The 16,359-nt window shown below is 70.1% G+C and carries 15 protein-coding genes; 8 read left to right on the forward strand and 7 right to left on the reverse strand.

Annotation, left to right across the window (positions count from 1 at the left end; translation table 11 throughout):
* Positions 1-25: 25 nt before the first annotated feature.
* Both ACQPZK_RS09100 and ACQPZK_RS09105 read left to right on the forward strand, forming a co-directional pair.
* Positions 26-703, forward strand: coding sequence for a hypothetical protein (locus ACQPZK_RS09100; RefSeq protein WP_433537852.1), 678 nt, complete (start codon positions 26-28; stop codon positions 701-703).
* 175 nt (positions 704-878) lie between these two features.
* Entirely contained in the window at positions 879-1,619 is a 741-nt protein-coding gene (locus tag ACQPZK_RS09105) for a serine hydrolase (RefSeq protein WP_433537853.1), read from the forward strand.
* Between the two features lie 69 nt (positions 1,620-1,688).
* On the opposite strand, the gene ACQPZK_RS09110 is transcribed toward ACQPZK_RS09105, so the two are convergent.
* Entirely contained in the window at positions 1,689-3,224 is a 1,536-nt protein-coding gene (locus ACQPZK_RS09110) for a histidine decarboxylase (protein ID WP_433537854.1), read from the reverse strand.
* A 6-nt stretch (positions 3,225-3,230) separates the two neighbouring features.
* Here ACQPZK_RS09110 and ACQPZK_RS09115 point away from each other — a divergent pair, with 6 nt between their 5' ends.
* A complete protein-coding gene (locus ACQPZK_RS09115; protein WP_433537855.1) occupies positions 3,231-4,061 on the forward strand; it encodes a hypothetical protein in 831 nt (276 codons plus the stop codon).
* Between the two features lie 63 nt (positions 4,062-4,124).
* Here the strand turns inward: ACQPZK_RS09115 and ACQPZK_RS09120 are convergent, their stop codons facing one another.
* Entirely contained in the window at positions 4,125-5,549 is a 1,425-nt protein-coding gene (locus tag ACQPZK_RS09120; RefSeq protein WP_433537856.1) for an APC family permease, read from the reverse strand.
* 387 nt (positions 5,550-5,936) lie between these two features.
* Between ACQPZK_RS09120 and ACQPZK_RS09125 the strand changes: the two genes are divergently transcribed.
* Positions 5,937-7,124, forward strand: a complete 1,188-nt coding sequence (locus tag ACQPZK_RS09125) for an amidohydrolase family protein (RefSeq protein ID WP_433537857.1) — start codon at positions 5,937-5,939, stop codon at positions 7,122-7,124.
* A 21-nt stretch (positions 7,125-7,145) separates the two neighbouring features.
* On the opposite strand, the gene ACQPZK_RS09130 is transcribed toward ACQPZK_RS09125, so the two are convergent.
* A complete protein-coding gene (locus tag ACQPZK_RS09130; RefSeq protein WP_433537858.1) occupies positions 7,146-8,414 on the reverse strand; it encodes a prolyl oligopeptidase family serine peptidase in 1,269 nt (422 codons plus the stop codon).
* 287 nt (positions 8,415-8,701) lie between these two features.
* Here ACQPZK_RS09130 and ACQPZK_RS09135 point away from each other — a divergent pair, with 287 nt between their 5' ends.
* Positions 8,702-9,319: a TMEM175 family protein gene (locus ACQPZK_RS09135; protein ID WP_433537859.1), complete on the forward strand. Its 618-nt coding sequence runs from the start codon at positions 8,702-8,704 to the stop codon at positions 9,317-9,319.
* Here the strand turns inward: ACQPZK_RS09135 and ACQPZK_RS09140 are convergent.
* Positions 9,279-9,548: a hypothetical protein gene (locus ACQPZK_RS09140; protein WP_433537860.1), complete on the reverse strand. Its 270-nt coding sequence runs from the start codon at positions 9,546-9,548 to the stop codon at positions 9,279-9,281. The two genes, ACQPZK_RS09135 and ACQPZK_RS09140, sit on opposite strands and share 41 nt — an antisense overlap.
* 45 nt (positions 9,549-9,593) lie before the next feature.
* Between ACQPZK_RS09140 and ACQPZK_RS09145 the strand changes: the two genes are divergently transcribed.
* Positions 9,594-10,697, forward strand: a complete 1,104-nt coding sequence (locus ACQPZK_RS09145) for an NADAR family protein (protein ID WP_433537861.1) — start codon at positions 9,594-9,596, stop codon at positions 10,695-10,697.
* A 64-nt stretch (positions 10,698-10,761) separates the two neighbouring features.
* Here the strand turns inward: ACQPZK_RS09145 and ACQPZK_RS09150 are convergent, their stop codons facing one another.
* From ACQPZK_RS09150 to ACQPZK_RS09160, 3 genes are all read right to left on the reverse strand, one after another.
* Positions 10,762-12,117, reverse strand: coding sequence for a carbohydrate-binding protein (locus ACQPZK_RS09150; RefSeq protein ID WP_433537862.1), 1,356 nt, complete (start codon positions 12,115-12,117; stop codon positions 10,762-10,764).
* Between the two features lie 235 nt (positions 12,118-12,352).
* Positions 12,353-12,808 (reverse strand): hypothetical protein, encoded by a 456-nt coding sequence (locus ACQPZK_RS09155; protein WP_433537863.1) that lies wholly within the window; start codon positions 12,806-12,808, stop codon positions 12,353-12,355.
* Positions 12,809-12,921: 113 nt separating this feature from the next.
* On the reverse strand, positions 12,922-13,749 hold the full coding sequence (locus ACQPZK_RS09160; protein ID WP_433537864.1) for an SAM-dependent methyltransferase: 828 nt from the start codon (positions 13,747-13,749) through the stop codon (positions 12,922-12,924).
* 222 nt (positions 13,750-13,971) lie between these two features.
* Between ACQPZK_RS09160 and ACQPZK_RS09165 the strand changes: the two genes are divergently transcribed.
* Positions 13,972-15,162, forward strand: a complete 1,191-nt coding sequence (locus ACQPZK_RS09165; RefSeq protein ID WP_433537865.1) for a cellulose binding domain-containing protein — start codon at positions 13,972-13,974, stop codon at positions 15,160-15,162.
* 23 nt (positions 15,163-15,185) lie between these two features.
* The gene (locus ACQPZK_RS09170) at positions 15,186-16,310 is read left to right on the forward strand and encodes a glycoside hydrolase family 53 protein (RefSeq protein ID WP_433537866.1); all 1,125 of its coding nucleotides are present in this window, start codon (positions 15,186-15,188) and stop codon (positions 16,308-16,310) included.
* Positions 16,311-16,359 lie beyond the last annotated feature (49 nt).

A 16,359-nucleotide genomic window follows, 5' to 3' on the forward strand; every position in this document is an offset into this window, starting at 1 on the left:
TCTGATTGTGGGAGGTTCGGTGTCCGTGTCGAGCAGCAGGACCCGCCGGGGCCCGGTTCGCGGCAGGGGCCGAGCGCCCGCCCTGGTCGTGCCGCTGGTCCTGTCGGCGTTGGTGGTGCAGGTCGCGGGGTGTCAGCGGTGGGGGCCGGGTGACGGCCCCGAGGAGCCACCGACCGTGAACGTCGAACGGAGTGGCCTGAGCATGCTGTTGGGAGCGGGCGACCTGGGTGCGGGTTGGCGTGCGGACGACGCGCGGACCGGTCTGCCGCCCTGGCCGTGGGAGCAGGACGACTGCCCCGACTACCGGAGCAGCGACTACACCGCGAAGTCCCACCGGCGGGCTGCCGTGGAGCGCTACTACCGGCTGCCGGACGGCTCGTCGCCGGCCCACCACATCGTGGAGACGTACGAACCCGGATGGGCCGAGCGGAACGTCGACGACGTCCGGCAGGTCCTCCAGCGATGCGCGAGCTACCTGGTCAACGGATCGCGGGTCTCGTTCGACATCGTCGACCCGCACTACCTGGGCGGTGCCGGTCTGCTCGTCCGAGGTCGCATCGCACATGCCGACACCCCAACTACCGCTAGGTACTTCGTGATGGTGAAACGGGACGAGACGGTCTCGACGATCAGCCTGCCCGACCTGGGCAACCAGGCTGCGGTGGATTCGATCGCGGCGAAGGCGGTGGCCCGTCTTGGCTGAGCGGGGAGGTCGGAAGCTGCCACGCCGCTGGGTCGTCTCCGCGGTCACCGTGTCTCTCGCCGGCGTCGCGACGGCCGCCTACGGCACGACGCGCGCTCACGACGGTCACGGTGCTGACGCGTCACCCGGTCGTTCGCCTGCCAGTCCGGCGCCGACGACGCCGGCCGTCGACCGGATGAAACCGGCGAGGGCCCGTATCGAGGCCTACGTCGACAAGTACGACGGCCATCTCGCGGTCGCGGCTCTGGATCGACAGGGTACGGCCGCGGTGACGGCGGGCACCACACGCTTCGAGACCGCCAGCATCGTCAAGGTGAACATCCTCGCGGCGCTTCTGTTGCGTCAGACACCGCCCGGCAAGGCCCTGGGGCCGGAGACCAGACGGTTGGCCGAAGCCATGATCGTCTCCAGTGACAACGACGCGGCGGTTGCCCTCTGGCAGAAGATCGACGGCTCCCGTGGCCTCACCGCCGCGAACCGCACGCTCGGTCTGCGCGAGACCAGACCGAGCAAGCACTGGGGGACGACCACGACCACCGCCGCCGACCAGCTCCGTCTGCTGACGGCGCTGACGTCGTCGAAGGGACCGCTGACGCCGCAGGACCGGACCTTCGTCATGGGCCTGATGAAGAAGGTGATCCCCGAGCAGCGATGGGGCGTCACCGCCGCGCGGGAGCCGGGCAATACCTCGGTGTACGTCAAGAACGGCTGGGACACCGCGGACGTCGACGGCGGTCGTTGGCTCGTCAACAGCATCGGACGGATCGTCGAGGCCCGTCACGACTGGCTGATCGCCGTGCTCTCCGACCATCACGCCAGCCAGGAGGCCGGCGTCGACGTGGTGGAGAAGGCCGCCAGGTTCGTCCTCAAGGAGATGCGCGCCGCCACCGTGGGCGACGGCCCCACTCAGGGGTAGGCCGTCGCCCCGGACGTCTCGACGCTCCACACGCGATATCCAGCGTCCGATGTGGGCAGTGGCGGCTGGTCAGGGCCGGTCCGCGGCCAGGGGCAGGTGCGCGACCGGCACGAGTCGCCGTACGCCGCGGCTCGGGCTGGGCTGCTCGGTGCCTCGGACGGTCGCGATGTCGGCCGCGAGCGCCTCGATCTGTTGGCGGGTGACGCCCGGCATGCAGATCAGGTGACTGATGCCGCCGTCGGCGTTGGACAAGCCGTAGCGGCGGGAGATCGGCGGTGGTGGCGTGGTGAAGTACACCGTGAAGGCGTGGACGTTGCGCCAGGCGGGCCAACCGACGCTGGCCAGCAGGGAGTGGGCGAAGCGGGCCGTCTCGCGGGCGCGCTCGGCGCGTTCACGGTGCCCGTCCTCGCCGAGCAGTCGTAGCGCGTACCACATCTGGACGGCGAGCTGGCCGCAGCGGGAGCCGCTGATGGTGCTGTCGGTCGTGGCGGTGTAGGAGATCCGCCGCGCCGCCCGTTGCAGCGACCGGCGGGTCACCACCAGGCCGCCGGGAACGGTGGTGCCGTAGAACTTGTGGCAGGAGATCGCCACGGAGTCGACCACGCCGCCGAGGTCGATGGCCACCGGCCGGTCCGGCAGCAGGGCCAACGGCACACCGGCGAGCGCTCCGTCGACGTGCAGGTGAGCGTTGCGGATCGCCAGCTCGGACAGGGCGCGGCGCACTCGGGCCGGGTCGTCCACCGCCTCGGTCACGGTCGTGCCGGCGTTGGCGACGACGATGGCGGGTCGGTCCCTGCGCCGGGCCAACTCGCCGCCCAGATCGTCGTAGTCGATCTCACCGGTGACGTCGGTCCGGATGACGACCTCGGGGAGGTTCAGCATGCTTGCGGTCTTGCGAACCCAGTCATGGGTCGCCTGGCTGTAGTAGAGCACGGGTTTCGCGCCCGCGAACCGGTCACGGGCCAACAGGATGGCCGCCTGGTTGGCCTCCGTGCCACCACTGGTCAGATATCCCCACCGATCGTCGGCGGGGGCGCCGAAAAGGGTGGCGTGCCAGTCGATGACCTTGCGCTCGTAGGCCTTCGTGTGACCGGTGTCGGGGTCGGTCTCCGGGTCCCCGACATTATTGATCAATAGTCCGAACAGCGAGGTCACGGGTCCATAGTCGATATCCACTGCGGCCGGGAAGCCGATCGACCTGCGGGCTGACAGAGCGGCTCGTAACTGCTCGATCTCAGCGGTGAGGGAAAGGTCGTCGGGAACGCTGGTGGGGGAGGTCACGGGCTCTCCGTTGATAGGCGACTCAGCGAAGAGTGGACCATGACGCCGACGTCCAGGCAACCGTCTCCGAATCGCGATCAAGCCGACTGGCGGTGCATGGTTGATCGCGGTGTGTGTGCGATGAGAGGCTGTGGCGACGTCTTTGGAGGGACTAACACCGTGGCGTACGACAGGCCAGGAACCCGCTCGGGTCCTTTTGAGAGGAACGCCGACGATTGGAGAGCGGCGGCGAGTGCCGGGAGGACGACGGCGGTCCCCTGGGACCAGCACTCGGGCAGCCAGTCGGCCCTCCCTCCAGAGCCGGCGCCGGCGGTCGGACGCCACGGTTGGGTGGCGCCCACGACCGCGATGCCGTCGCCCGCGGTCGAGCAGCAGCCACCGGTTCCCTGGCAGCCCGCGCCGTCCGCGTACGCGCCGCCGCCGGTCGACCCGTCGCCGACCACCCGGGAGTCGCCGGCCGCACCCCCGATCAGCGATCCGGAGACCCGGCGGATCTGGGCGTCGCTGCGATCCTCCGCGTTGAGCCGGGTCGGGTTGATGAACACCATGCACGGCCGGCACGCGTGGGCGCAGCGTCGACGCAACCCGTTGTGCCCCTACGGGTTCGCCTTCCTCTACGCGGTTCCGGTCATCGGCTCCACACCGGATCGCTCGGTCTTCGAGGTGGGCGCGGCGACGCGCCTCGACAAGGCCGGCGAGGACGTGTCACACCTGCCCCGGCTGCTGTACGACCTCGCGCAGACGGCGCGGCACTACCTCGACAACGGGGGCCTGGATCCGCGTCAGCCCCCGCAGATGTGCAACCGTGTCGACGAGCGCATCACCGCCGAGTCGACGTTCATCGGGCTCGCGGTCAGCTCGCTCGACGGTCCGCTGGGCAACTGGGAGCAGACGATGCGCCGGGTGGAGGGCGAGGACCGTATTCCCGGCCGCTACTACATCCAGTTGATGGATCCCGAAGAGACGCGGATCGTCGTCGACCGGCCCACCGATCCGTGGGAGAGGCCGCTGATCCAGTCCACGACGCCGCTCTACGAGTCGTGGCGACCGTTGCAGAGCTACTCGGGCGACGCTCCGATCTGGACGGGGATCGCCCAGTTGGCGACGCTGGTGCACCTTGGCGCGCAGCGGATCAGCCCGACCAGGGGCGCGACGAAGTAGCGAACGCGAGAGGCAGGCGGCACCGCTTCGGCGGCGCCGCCTGCCTCGATCCGCGGTTGCGGCTCAGAGCGTGAGGTGACCCAGGTCCTCGTCGACCTGCCGCGTCGGGTTCGTCTCCCGCTCGCCGATGCCGGTGAGCAGGTCCGGCCGGCGGGCCTTGACGCTGATCGCCCACAGCACGCCGATGAGGACGAAGACACCGACCGTCCCGGGCACCAGCCAGGCGGTGTGGGAACCGGGCGGCGTGCCCAGCGCGGCGCTGATGTTGACGAGCGTGACCAGCAGGATCACCGCGATCGCGATACCACCGAGCGTGGGAGCGATCGCCCGCGCCCACAGCGACTCGCTGCGTCCGCCGCCACGGGCGAAGTAGCGGACGGTGGCGAGTGAACTCACCGTCATCAACAGCATCAGACTGACTGCCGCGATGTTGCTCAGCCAGGTGAACATGGTCAGCGCCTCGGCGCCGCTCACCACGAACAGCAGGATGACGGCCAGTGCGGTGATCGACTGGGTGATCGAGCCACCCAGCGGCGCACCGGACCCGCCCTCGCGGATGGTGGCCAGACGAGCGGGCAACAGCCGGTCCTTGCCGAGGGCGAACAGGTATCTCGCCACGCTGTTGTGGAAGCTGATCATCGCCGCGAGGACGCTGCTGACCAGCAGCAGGCCGCCCAGCGCCACCAACAGCACGCCGGCGCTACCGGCGCGGGAGCCCGAGAAGACCTCGAACGGCAGCGGCGCCGCCGGGTCGCGGGCCAGGTCGACGACCCGGTCGGCGCCCACCGTCGCCACCATCGCCCAGGCGCACAGCGCGTAGAGCAGGCCCAGGCCCACGATCACGTAGATGATGCTGCGCGACACCGCCCGGGCGGACCGCGCCTCCGCGCCGTACGCGGCGATGGTCTCGGTGCCGAAGAACGCGGCGAAGCCGAGGGGAAGCACCGCGAGTCCGGCCACCACACCGGCGTCGAACAGCTGCGTCGGGTTCAACGCCGCGAACGTCAGCTGACCGCCCGCCGGGTGGGCCAGGCCGACCAGCACGAACACCAGCAGCAACGTGACCTCGACGATCAGGATGGTCCCGAACATGGCGGTGCTGACGCCGGTGCGTTGCAGACCGAAGGCCGCGACGATGGCCCACGCCAGGAGCGCGCCGACCCACCACGGTCCGCCGACCAGACCGCTGATCACCGAACCGAGCAGCCCGTACAGCGATATCTGAATGGTGTTGTAGGCCAGTAGCACGACCGGCGCGCCCGCGACCCCGACGAGCCGGGAAAGGCCGGCGGCGAGGGCGGTGTAGAAGATTCCACTCGGCTGCACGTACCGGGCGATCGCGATGTACCCCGGTGCCCACAGGAGCATCACGACCGTCAGGAGCAGGAAACTGGAGGCCACACCGGTATTGCCGGTCGCCGCGTAGGTGGCGACGATACCGCCGACGAGAACGGCCATGGGAGACGACGCGGTCGCGCCGAACGTCACCAGAGAGCTCGTCCGCAGAGTTTTACGTGCCAGTCCCCGCTCGGCGGACACCGTCAGGGGGGTCACCGAAGGCGTGACCATAACTGAACCTCCCCAGGTTTAAGGCGATAGGTCAGGGACGGGACGCGATGACCTTACAGGTGATATCGCCGTTACTGGGAGCAGCGGGTCGCAGAATTTGAGCGCCCGGGGAAGCGCTGCGGTGATTCGGCAGGCCGGACCGCGCGTCCTGTGTGGACAACGACCCGCGCCGATCCGTGACCACCTCGACGGAGGGAGGAGGGATCACCCTGCCGAGGGAGGCTGGACACCCGCCCCGGATGCGATGGTCGGGTCACGGCCGGCGGTTCGCCGGAGGAGACGAGGCGTGGCGGGGACGGGGTGACGATGACGAAGCAGGCTGTCCGGGCGGCGCGGATGTTCGACGGCGAGCGGCTCGTGGATGGTGGCGTGCTGGTCCTCATCGAGGGCGGGCGCATCGCCGACGTGCGCCGGGGGCGGCTCGACGCGCCGGAGGGCTGGCCGGTGCGTGAGGCGCCGGACGGCACACTGCTGCCCGGTCTGGTCGACGCGCACGTACACCTGTGCGCCGACGCCGGGCCTGACGCGCTCGGCCGACTCGCCGAACGCGCCGAGGCAGATCTCGACCCGGTCATCGAGGCGTCGTTGCGCGCGCACGCGGCGGCGGGCGTCACGACGGTACGGGACCTGGGCGACCGACGCGACGCGGTGCTCCGATGGCGGGCTCGGGGAGTACGCGACGACCTGCCGACGGTGGTGGGGTCGGGCACGCCCATCACCAGCATCGGCGGACACTGCTGGGCGCTGGGGGGCGAGGCGAGCGGTGTGGACGGTGTGCGGGAGGCCGTGCGGCTGCGGGCGGCAGCCGGCGCGGACCTGATCAAGATAATGGCCAGCGGCGGGGTCTTCACCCCCGGCACGGACACCGGAGCGCTGCAGTTCACCGACCAGGAGATGACCGCCGCCGTCGAGCAGGCGCACGACCTGGACCTGCCGGTGACCGCGCACGCGCACGCTCTCCGCGCGGTCGAGCAGGCGCTGCGCGTCGGCGCGGACGGCATCGAGCACTGCACCTGCGTGACCGCGGCCGGGGCCCGCGTACCCGACGAACTCGCGGACCGCCTGGCCGCGTCCGGACCAGCGGTGTGCGCCACGCTCGGCACCGATCCGGCCGTGGTCACGCCGCCGGAGGTGGTGGCGATGGCGGAGCGGGCCGGGCTGAGCGCCGCCGCGCTCCGTGCCGGCGCTGCCACCCTGTACGGGGCCGGCGTCCGTCTGGTGGCCGGTTCGGACGCCGGCCTCGGTCCCGCGAAACCGCACGGGATCCTGCCGGAGACACTCGTCGAGTACGTGGCCTGCGGCATTCCGGCCACCGCCGCCCTCACCGCGGCCACCGTGGTCGGAGCGCAGGTGTGTGGCGTGGGCGGCTCCAGGGGCCGGGTTCGGCCCGGCTTCGAGGCCGACCTGTTGATCGTCGACGGCGATCCGACGAGCGACATCAGGTTGCTGCGCCATCCGCTCGCCGTGTACCGCGCAGGTGTTCAGGTGGGCTGACCGCCCACCTTCATTGGCAGGTCATCGGCGTTGGCGGGCCATCCACTGCCAGATGTGGGTGCCGTGGTGGCTGGGGTCGTTGCGGGCCACGTAGATCCAGGACCAGTGACCGGGGAACTGGTAGCCGTTCCAGACGACGTGGTCGTACAGGGTGACCAGTGAGCCGCGGATGAGATCGTGGGCGTGGATGGTGTTGGTCTCGGGCGGCACGGTGTCGTCGTCGAGCGAGGTGACCAGCCAGGTCGGCGTCCGGATCGCCGCCAGCTCCGCATCCGTGACGAGCGGCGGGCCCTCCCCGCGCAGCGGCTCGACGACGCCGCAGATCGGCACCGATGCGGCGAACAGGTCGGGATACGTGACGGTCATCTTCAGGGACATGTAGCCGCCGTTGCTGCAACCGACCACGTGGATCCGGTCGGGGTCGACGCGTTCGCGACGGACGAGATCCTGGACGATCTCGCGGATCAGCGGTGCGAACCGGGGACCGTCCTCCATCCAGTAGGAGGTGCTCTGCGGAGCCACGACGTACGCGCCGGAGAAGACCCGCTGTGCCTCCGGGGTGGCGAAACCCAGCGCGCCGCGGTTGGCGCGCAGCGTGGTCTCGTTGTCGTAGTAGCCGTCGGGGAGGGAGGCGCCCTCGCCGGCACCGTGCAGCCAGAGGATCAGGGGCCGTCGACCGTGGTGGCGGGCCCGCTGCGGGGAGTACAGCCGGTACTTGAGGCCCGACCCCGAGACATGGTGGGTGAAGGCGTCCACCTCGGGGTTCGACAGCCGGCCCTGTACGAAGCGCGTGATGGTGAGCGGGGCGCCGTGGCGGCGCGCGAGCGGTGCGTTCTGCGTGATGGTGTACACGAGGTTCAGCCGGACGTTGCGGCCCTTGCTCAGGATGTAGCCGAGAGTGCCGCCGCCGGGTTGGCCCTCGGCGTGGCTCAGTTCCAGCACGATGTTGCCGTGCCGGTCGAGTCGGGTCGCGGTCACCGTGCGGTCCAGGTCGTACTCGCTGAAGATCAGATCGCCGGGGGCGATCGGGAGTGGGCTGGTGGCCCTGGCGTGCACGGTGAAGGTGCCGGGGGTGAGCCCCGCCGGGTCGATCGGGCCGAGCCGACGGGTGTCGAGGGTGACCGAGGTGACCTGCTCACCGCCGTCGAGCGTCCGCGCGTCGAGGGTGAAGCCCACGCCGCTCTCGTGGTGACGGTCGTCGGCCTGGGCGGCCGCCCCCGGCAGGGTGAGACCGAGAGCGGCGCCGGCGCCTCCGGCCAGCACGGTACGGCGAGTGACAGGCGTGGACATACGGCCCCCCGTTTGTAGACAAACGTCGATGGCATCTCACCGTAACGGCGCGGAAATGGACTGGCAACCGATGCGGTCGCGCGGTCAGGGCACCGAGGTCGGATCCCGGAAGAGGTGCGGGTGCCGGTTTAGCTCCTTGCGCGGCGGGGATTCCCGGCAGCGCTCCGTCGGCAGTCGGGTACGGGTGGGGGAGGCTGATGCGCAGGATCCGGACGTCCCGCGGTGCCACCCCGAACGGGGCGACCAGATCCCGAAGGCCGTTCGGAGCGGAACGTGACCCGAGCCGGGTGGTGGCCTTCAGCGACGCCGTCACGGCGATCGCCATCACCCTTCTCGTCCTGGAGATCCGGCCGCCCGGGGACACCGAACACCTCATGCGCGGGTTGCTCGACCTGTGGCCTTCCTACCTGGCCTACGGCGTCACCTTTCTGCTGCTCGGCCAGATCTGGGTGAACCACCACGTCATGTTCGATCACATCCGCTCCGCCGACCGCCTCCTGTTACTCCTGAACACCCTGCTCCTGATGGTGATCGCGTTCCTGCCGTTCGTCTCGTCGGTGCTGGCCCGCGCCTTCGAGGAGGGGCCCGGCACGCGGACCGCGCTCGTCTTCTACGGCATCGTCTACGGGGCCGCCTCCATCCTCTTCAACGTCATCTGGGGGTACGCCAGGCGTGGTCACCGCCTGTTGACGTCCACCACCGACGAGGCCACCGCCCGAGCGATCAGCAGGCGCTTCCGGGTGGCCCCCGTCTGGATCGCCGTCGGAACCGCCCTGTGCGTCGTCCACCCGATCGCCGGCCTGATCGCGGTCGCGGCGTTCATTCCCTTCTACTGGCTACCGATCAACGGTGAGATCGACAGCATCAGACGTACCCGGGCCCAGGCCGCGCACGGCCCGCCCTGAACCCGGCCCGGTCACGGGCCTTGTGGCCGTCCCAATTCGCCGACCAGGTCATCAGGCCCATGAGGCCGGGCACGGTATGCCAGCCCTGCGTGACCAACGACGTCGACAGGAAGCCACCGCTCGCCCCGATCTGCGCGGGCCGGCCGGGGACTGTGCCGGCCGGGTACGAGTCCCCCGAGCAGCCGTACATGCTGCCGTTGTAGTACCGCATGTTGAGCCACCACAGCATCGCGACAACTCGGATCCGGCAGCACGTGTCGTTAGGCTCGCCCACATGCCGGACAGCACCTCAACGTCGCGCACGGTCGGCGACGACGTCATCGAGGGGCGGCAACGCCTCGTCTTTGTCAACAAGGGTGATCATTACACGCTCAGCACACTCGGCGTCTTCGCGGACGGCGTCGTCCTCTGGCGATTCGGATCGACGGATCTCGACGGCCTCCGCGCCGCGTTCGATGACGGCACGCTGACATTGACACCGCCCGAGGGCGCATCGCTGGTCATCACCGGCACAGCACGCGGGACCGTGCCGGCGCTGGAGTCGTGGCTGACTCCGGAACTAGTGATCGGCGAACTCGCCGACGAGGTGGACGATCTCAACGATCGGCCGGACTCCTCCCGGCGCTGCTGGAACGCGCTTCTGGCCTATGCCGCGAATCCGACCGGGGCCAACCTGGAAATCGTCCGCGAGTTGTATCACGCGGTGCCGGAGCACCGGCGAATCTACATGCTCGGCGACATGGACCAGAACGACGTTCCGGTAAGGATCCTGCTCGCCGAGGTGGGCGAGACGATCCCGGCCCGGCGCCCGGGCCACACGCTCACGGTGACCCCGGAAGCCCGGGAGCGGGCGCTCGACTATTTCCGCCGCAGTGAGGCCGGTGTCGCCCGAGCCCAGGCGCAGCGGGTGGCGGACGGGCCGGAGACCACCGTCCCGCTGGTCGTCGGCGGGCACGTCTACCCGAACGGCTGGCCGGACCCGGCGGGCTTGGAGGTCCTGCAGATCGACTATCCGGCGGCGGTGACACACGGCGGCCGGGAGTATGCGAGCGTCATGCACGCCTACTGGGCGCTGTCCACCGACGACGCCGATTGGCGCGATCGCATCGCCGCCGCCAGCCGTGGTCTCGACGCCCGGACACTCGGGGAGGATGCACCCCGGCGGCCGGGCTGGCCGGCGGCCCGGCTGGGCGCGATGGCCGAGCTGCTGCGGGACAAGTTCGAGCGCCACCCGGCGATGGCGGCGACGTTGCTGGATACCGGTGACGCCCGGCTGCTCTACAACGACTGGGCTTCGAGGTTCTGGAGCTCGAGCGGCGCCAACTGGCTGGGGCGATTGCTGGAACTCGTCCGCTCCGAGCTGGCCACCCGACAGTAGGACCGCCCCTGACATGATCACCGGCCCGGGGACGGTCCGGGCCGGTGATCGTCAGTGCGTCGGGTCAGCGGCCCTGGCGAGCCTTCACGTTGTCGCCGAAGGTCCAGCCGCGGGAGCCGTCCCAGTTGATCGACCAGGTCATCAGGCCCTTGATGTTCGGGACCGCGTTGTAGGCCTGGGTGACCAGCGACGGGGTCATGTAGCCGCCACCGGCGCCGGGCTGGGCGGGCAGGCCGGGAACCTGCTTGTCATACGGCACCCGGATGGTGGTGCCCTGGATGGTCAGGCCGTTGTTCAGGCACTGCGTCTGCACGGTGAAGCCCTGCACGGTGCCCGCCGGGTACGAGTCGCCGGAGCAGCCGTACATCGAGCCGTTGTAGTACTGCATGTTGAGCCACCAGAGCCGGCCGTTGTCGACGTACTTCTTGATGATCGGCAGGTACGAGCCCCAGATCGAGCCGTAGACCACGCTGCCGCCGGTGACGTACGCGGTCTCCGGCGCCATGGTGAGGCCGAAGTTCGACGGCATCCGGGCCAGCACGCCGTCGATGATCCGGATCAGGTTGGCCTGCGACGTCGACAGGGTGTTGATGTTGCCGCTGCCGGTGAGGCCGGTCTCGATGTCGATGTCGATCCCGTCGAAGTGGTACGTCGTCAGGATCGGCACGATCGTCGCGATGAACCGGTCGGCAACGGCCGTGGAGCTCAGGTCGATGCCCGCGGCGGCCCCGCCGATCGACATCAGGATGGTGGCGCCGGCAGCCTTGGCCTGGCACATCTCGGCCGGGGTCGCCACCTTCACGCCGGCGTCCATGCCGTTCTCCCAGAGGACCGTGCCGTCCGCGCGGATCACCGGGAACGCCGCGTTGATCACGTTGTAGCCGTGCTGCGGGATCCGGCTGTCAGTGATCGGGATCCAGCCCAGCCCGGGGTGTACGCCGTTGGACGCGCCGTCCCAGTTCTCCCAGTAGCCCTGCAACACCTTGCCGGTCGGCCGTGACTTCACCGCGCAGGTTCCACCGGTCGGCGGCGGGGTGGTGGGGGGAGCGGTGGTCGGGGGAGCGGTGGTCGGTGGCGGCGTGGTGGGCGGCGCGGTCGTCGGTGGTGGTGTGGTGGGTGGGGGAGTGCTTCCCGAGCAGGCCCCGAGGTCACGCCAGAGCGACGGCGTCGAGGCCGGGTTCCAGCCGGCGCCGGGGTAGGCGGTGTGGGTGACCAGAGCCTGGTAGAGCCGGCCGCCGTAGGTGACCTGGGCGCCCACCTGGTAGGTGGTGCCCTCGGCCCAGGCCGGTGCGGTGCAGGCGACCAGCGCGACGGCGTTGGCCGAGGAGACGGCGGCCATGCTGCTGGGGACGAAGGCGACGGCGGCCGCGACGGACATCGCCGCCCCGGCCAGCGCTGCGACGATGCGACGGCTTCTCATAACTCACTCCCCAGGCTTCGACGACCCGCGACCTCCACATATTGACGTTCGTGACGTTTAATATCAAGGGTTGTTTACAGATAACTCGCGGGAGGTCGGTGCTTCAGCCGGCGGCGCTGTCCGGCGCCGGGCTCCGGGTGCCAAGCTGGTCGCGGCGACGGTGCAAACGCCGAGGCTTCGACCGCGCGTGGAGGTGTTCGTTCCGCTGGCGGCGAGGAGCGTCGCCGCGCCGGTGTCAGACGGAGACCCAGCAGTACAGGCGTTCACGGCGCGCTGTCGCGGACCGTGCCAGCGCTGCCAACTCGATCAGGATCTCCGCCAGGTCGGAAGGGTCGCACCGCCCCGAGATCTCCTCGACCTGCGACCACGGCACCGCCACCCGGCGCAGGTCGGCCTCCGACGAGGTGGCCAACGCGGCCTGCACCTCGTCGGTCAACGCGATGACGAGCTGGTCGCCGTCGTCGTGGCCGGCGACGATGTGACTCCACCTCGGATTCTCGGTCACCGAGTCGTAGTCGAGGCCCCTCAGGAGCCCTTCCAGCTGGCCGATCAGCACGGAGGGTTCAAGACCCTTCAGTTCGAGCACGTCGAGTTCAGGGTCGGTGACGGCGCGCGGGCCGCCGAGAACGTCGATCACCGCAGCGGCGGCTTGGTCGGACGCGGCCGGAAAGTAGTCACAGAGGATTCCCACGGCACGATCCTGGCAGGGACGCCCGTTCGCCGCTGCCCCTGCCGGAACCGATTCGCGGACCGTGACGCGTCCGTCGGCGGAATGCTCTCTCGCCGGCGGACGCGCGGTGGAACCTACGGTTTGCGGGCGAGAAGCCCGACGAAGGTGTGATAGGTGTCGGTCTGCTGTGGCGCGGACGCCCCGGGCTCCGGCCGCCACTCGGCCAGCGGCACCAGGCCCGGCTCCAGGACCTCCAGCCCGTCGACGAACGAGAGGATCTCCTCGTCCGTACGCCAGCGGCCGGTGCCCAGCGACTCGTTGAAGACCCGCTCGACCTCGCGCGCCTTGCGGGAGCCCTCCGGGTCCCGCTCGCCCGGGTCGCGGAAGTGTGAGATCGCCACGTAGCTCCCCGAGGGCAGCGCGTCGATCAGCTCCGCCGCCACCGCGCGCGGATCCTCGTCGTCGCCCAGGTGGTGCAGGATCGCGAAGAGGAGCAGCCCGACCGGTCGGTCGAAGTCGAGGAAACGCCGCACGTCCGGGTGGTGCAGGATCTCCTGCGGCGCCCGGACGTCCGCCTGGATCACCGTCGCGGTGCCGTCCGCGGCGAGCAGTGCCCGGCCGTGCGTCAGGACGATCGGGTCGTTGTCGACGTAGACCACCTGAGCCTTGGGGTTCTGCTCGGTGGCGACCTCGTGCACGTTGCCCTGGGTGGGCAGCCCGGATCCGATGTCGAGGAACTGGTCGATGCCCACCTCGGAGACGAGGAAGCGAATCACGCGACGCAGAAACGCCCGGTTCGCCTGGCCGGCTGCCGGCCCGTCCGGGGTGATCCGCAGGGCGTGCTCGGCGACCTGCCGGTCCGCCTCGAAGTTGTCCTTGCCGCCCAGGAAGAAGTCGTAGACCCGGGCCACGCTGGGAATGCGGGGGTCGATGCCCGGGGGTGCCGCCTTGTCGCGGGTCACAGGCGTCTCCATTCGATTCGATCAGCGCAGGCTGAGGACTGTGGACGGTGCCGGCGTTGCGGCGAGTGTAGCGATCGGGCCGCCGGAATTCCGCCCCGGCTGGTATCGCTCCCAGTGAATCGTCTCCTACCAGGGCGCTCGTCGGGGGGCGCGCCCAGGGAAGGGCGACCGAGTAGTGAGATACGTTGGCGATCATCAATATCACGGCCGCATTGTCGACGTATGACAGGCGTCTCGTCGTCCTCGCTGTTCCGCCGTCTGGGGCCGGGTCTGCTGGTCGCCGCCCTGCTCTCGACGGCGGTGGTCGTGACCGTCGCGGGCGTCGCGCCGGCGGTCGACGCCGGCACCGCCGCCCCCGCCGGGTATCCCGGGGTCGCCCCGGCGCCGCAGCGGGGCGCGATGCCCGCCGCCGAGCCGACCGGGACCGCGCCGTCGGCGCCCACCACGCCGCCCGGCACACCGGGCACCTCGCCGTTCCCGCCGAGCCCGCCCACCAACCTCTCCGCCAGCGAGGTACGCACCGGGTCGGTCACCCTCACCTGGACAGCCGCCAAGCCCGGCTGCTGCGCCATCGTCGGGTACGACATCACGTACTACCAGGCCTTCGACGACGTCATCTACAGCGCCAGCGTCGGCGCCGTCACCAGCACCACGATCACCTCGTACATCGGGCCGGGCAAGCAGTACTCGTTCCGGGTGGCCGCCCGGGACACCCTCGGGCACCGGTCGGCCTCGACGGACACGCTGACCGTGGTGACGCCGGTGACGGACGCCGGTGGGGACACCACCCCGCCGAGCGCCCCGCAGAACCTGACGGTCACCGAGGTGACCGCCTCGGACGGCACCCTGTCCTGGTCGCCGTCGACCGACAACGTCGGCGTGCTCGGTTACAACGTCTACCGCTTCGACGGCTGGTTCAGCTCGACGCTGATCGCCACCGTGCCGGGGACGACGTACACGACGTCGCTGCCCGCGTCCACGCCGCTGCGGAACCTCTACTACGTGCGGGCCCGGGACGCGGTGGGCAACGTGTCGATCGCGTCCAACACGGTGACCCTGCCCACGACGTCCACGCCGTCGCCCCCGCCGCCCTCGACCTGCCGGGTGACCTACCGGAACCAGTCCGAGTGGCAGGGCGGGTTCGTGGCCACGGTGACGGTGCAGAATCTCGGTTCCGCGCCGGTCGACGGCTGGCTCGTCACGTTCGGGTTCCCGGGGGACCAGCAGGTGACGTCGGCGTGGAACGCCACCGCCGGCCAGACCGGTACGACCGTGACCGCCCGTAACGTCGACTGGAACCGCGTCCTGACGCCGAACGGCTCTGCGACCTTCGGTGTGCAGGGGCGGTGGAGCGCCAGCGACGCCCCGCCCACCACCTTCACGCTGAACGGCGCGCCGTGCGCCACGGGCTGAGCGTGTCCCCGCCAAGGAGTCTCGTGAGCACAACCCACCGTCGCCGGGCCCTGGCCGGGGCTGTCCTGGCCGGCGTCCTCGTCGCCTCCACCGCGCTCGGCGGGCCGACTGCGCCCGCCTCCGCCGCGAACACGCTCACCATGCGGGGCGCCGACGTCTCGTCGTTGCAGCGCAGCCTCGACCTGGGCGCCCGGTACTACGACGCCGGCGGTGTGGCCCGTGACCCGCTGGACATCCTGAAGTCCATCGGCGTGAACTACGTCCGACTGCGGGTCTGGAACAACCCGGGCAGCGGCTACAACAACAAGAGCAAGGTGTTGGCGCAGGCCCGGGCGGCGAAGGCGAAGGGCCTCAAGGTGCTCATCGACTTCCACTACTCCGACACCTGGGCCGACCCCGGTAAGCAGTACAAGCCGGCCGCGTGGGCCGGCCACAGCCTGAGTCAACTGGGCGTCGACGTCTACAGCTTCACCTACGACGTCTGCGCCGGCCTGCGGGGGCAGGGCACCCTGCCGGACAGCGTGCAGATCGGCAACGAGATCAACGTCGGGATGTTGTGGAACGAGGGCAAGGTCGTCAACAACGACTTCGCTCCGCTGGCCGTTCTGCTGAAGCAGGGCTACAACGCGACCAAGGCGTGCGGCGGTGGAATCCCCGTGATGATCCACACCGCCAACGCCGACAGCAACGCCAATGCCCGCTGGTTCTACGACGGCATCCGCGCCCAGGGTGTGCAGTGGGACGTCACGGCCCTGTCCTACTACTGCATGTGGCACGGCAGCCTGGCGAACCTCTACAACAACATCGTCGACCTGCGTGGTCGCTACGGCAGGCCGGTGGTGATCGCGGAGACCGCGTACCCGTTCACGCGGAACAACGCGGACAGCGAGCCGAACGCCATCGGCGACGCGACGTGCGACGGCATCAGCGCGACCTGGTCGGGTCAGGCCCAGGAGTTCGACTGGGTGCAGAACACGGCCCGCAACGCCGGGGCCATCGGTGTCTTCTACTGGGAACCGACCTGGTACGCCGTGAGCGGCAACGGCTGGGACCCGGCCAACATCAGCGGCACCGGAAACCAGTGGGACAACATGGCCGTCTTCGACTGGTCCGGGCGGGTGAACCCGAACGTACGCTGGACGCCCTGACCGTCGGCGGTACGGGCGACGCGCCCCCGCCCACCGTGGGACGACGGTG

The sequence above is a fragment of the Micromonospora sp. CA-249363 genome (genome assembly GCF_050950185.1).
In the GTDB taxonomy this organism is placed as follows: Bacteria; Actinomycetota; Actinomycetes; order Mycobacteriales; family Micromonosporaceae; genus Micromonospora.

What these genes read in the sequence shown, in the direction of transcription:
- ACQPZK_RS09125 (WP_433537857.1), top strand. Translation starts at nt 5,937, where the DNA reads ATGACGAAGCAGGCTGTCCGGGCGGCGCGGATGTTCGACGGCGAGCGG.
- ACQPZK_RS09165 (WP_433537865.1), top strand. Translation starts at nt 13,972, where the DNA reads ATGACAGGCGTCTCGTCGTCCTCGCTGTTCCGCCGTCTGGGGCCGGGT.
- ACQPZK_RS09130 (WP_433537858.1), bottom strand. Translation starts at nt 8,414, where the DNA reads ATGTCCACGCCTGTCACTCGCCGTACCGTGCTGGCCGGAGGCGCCGGC.
- ACQPZK_RS09105 (WP_433537853.1), top strand. Translation starts at nt 879, where the DNA reads ATGAAACCGGCGAGGGCCCGTATCGAGGCCTACGTCGACAAGTACGAC.
- ACQPZK_RS09145 (WP_433537861.1), top strand. Translation starts at nt 9,594, where the DNA reads ATGCCGGACAGCACCTCAACGTCGCGCACGGTCGGCGACGACGTCATC.
- ACQPZK_RS09150 (WP_433537862.1), bottom strand. Translation starts at nt 12,117, where the DNA reads ATGAGAAGCCGTCGCATCGTCGCAGCGCTGGCCGGGGCGGCGATGTCC.
- ACQPZK_RS09140 (WP_433537860.1), bottom strand. Translation starts at nt 9,548, where the DNA reads ATGCTGTGGTGGCTCAACATGCGGTACTACAACGGCAGCATGTACGGC.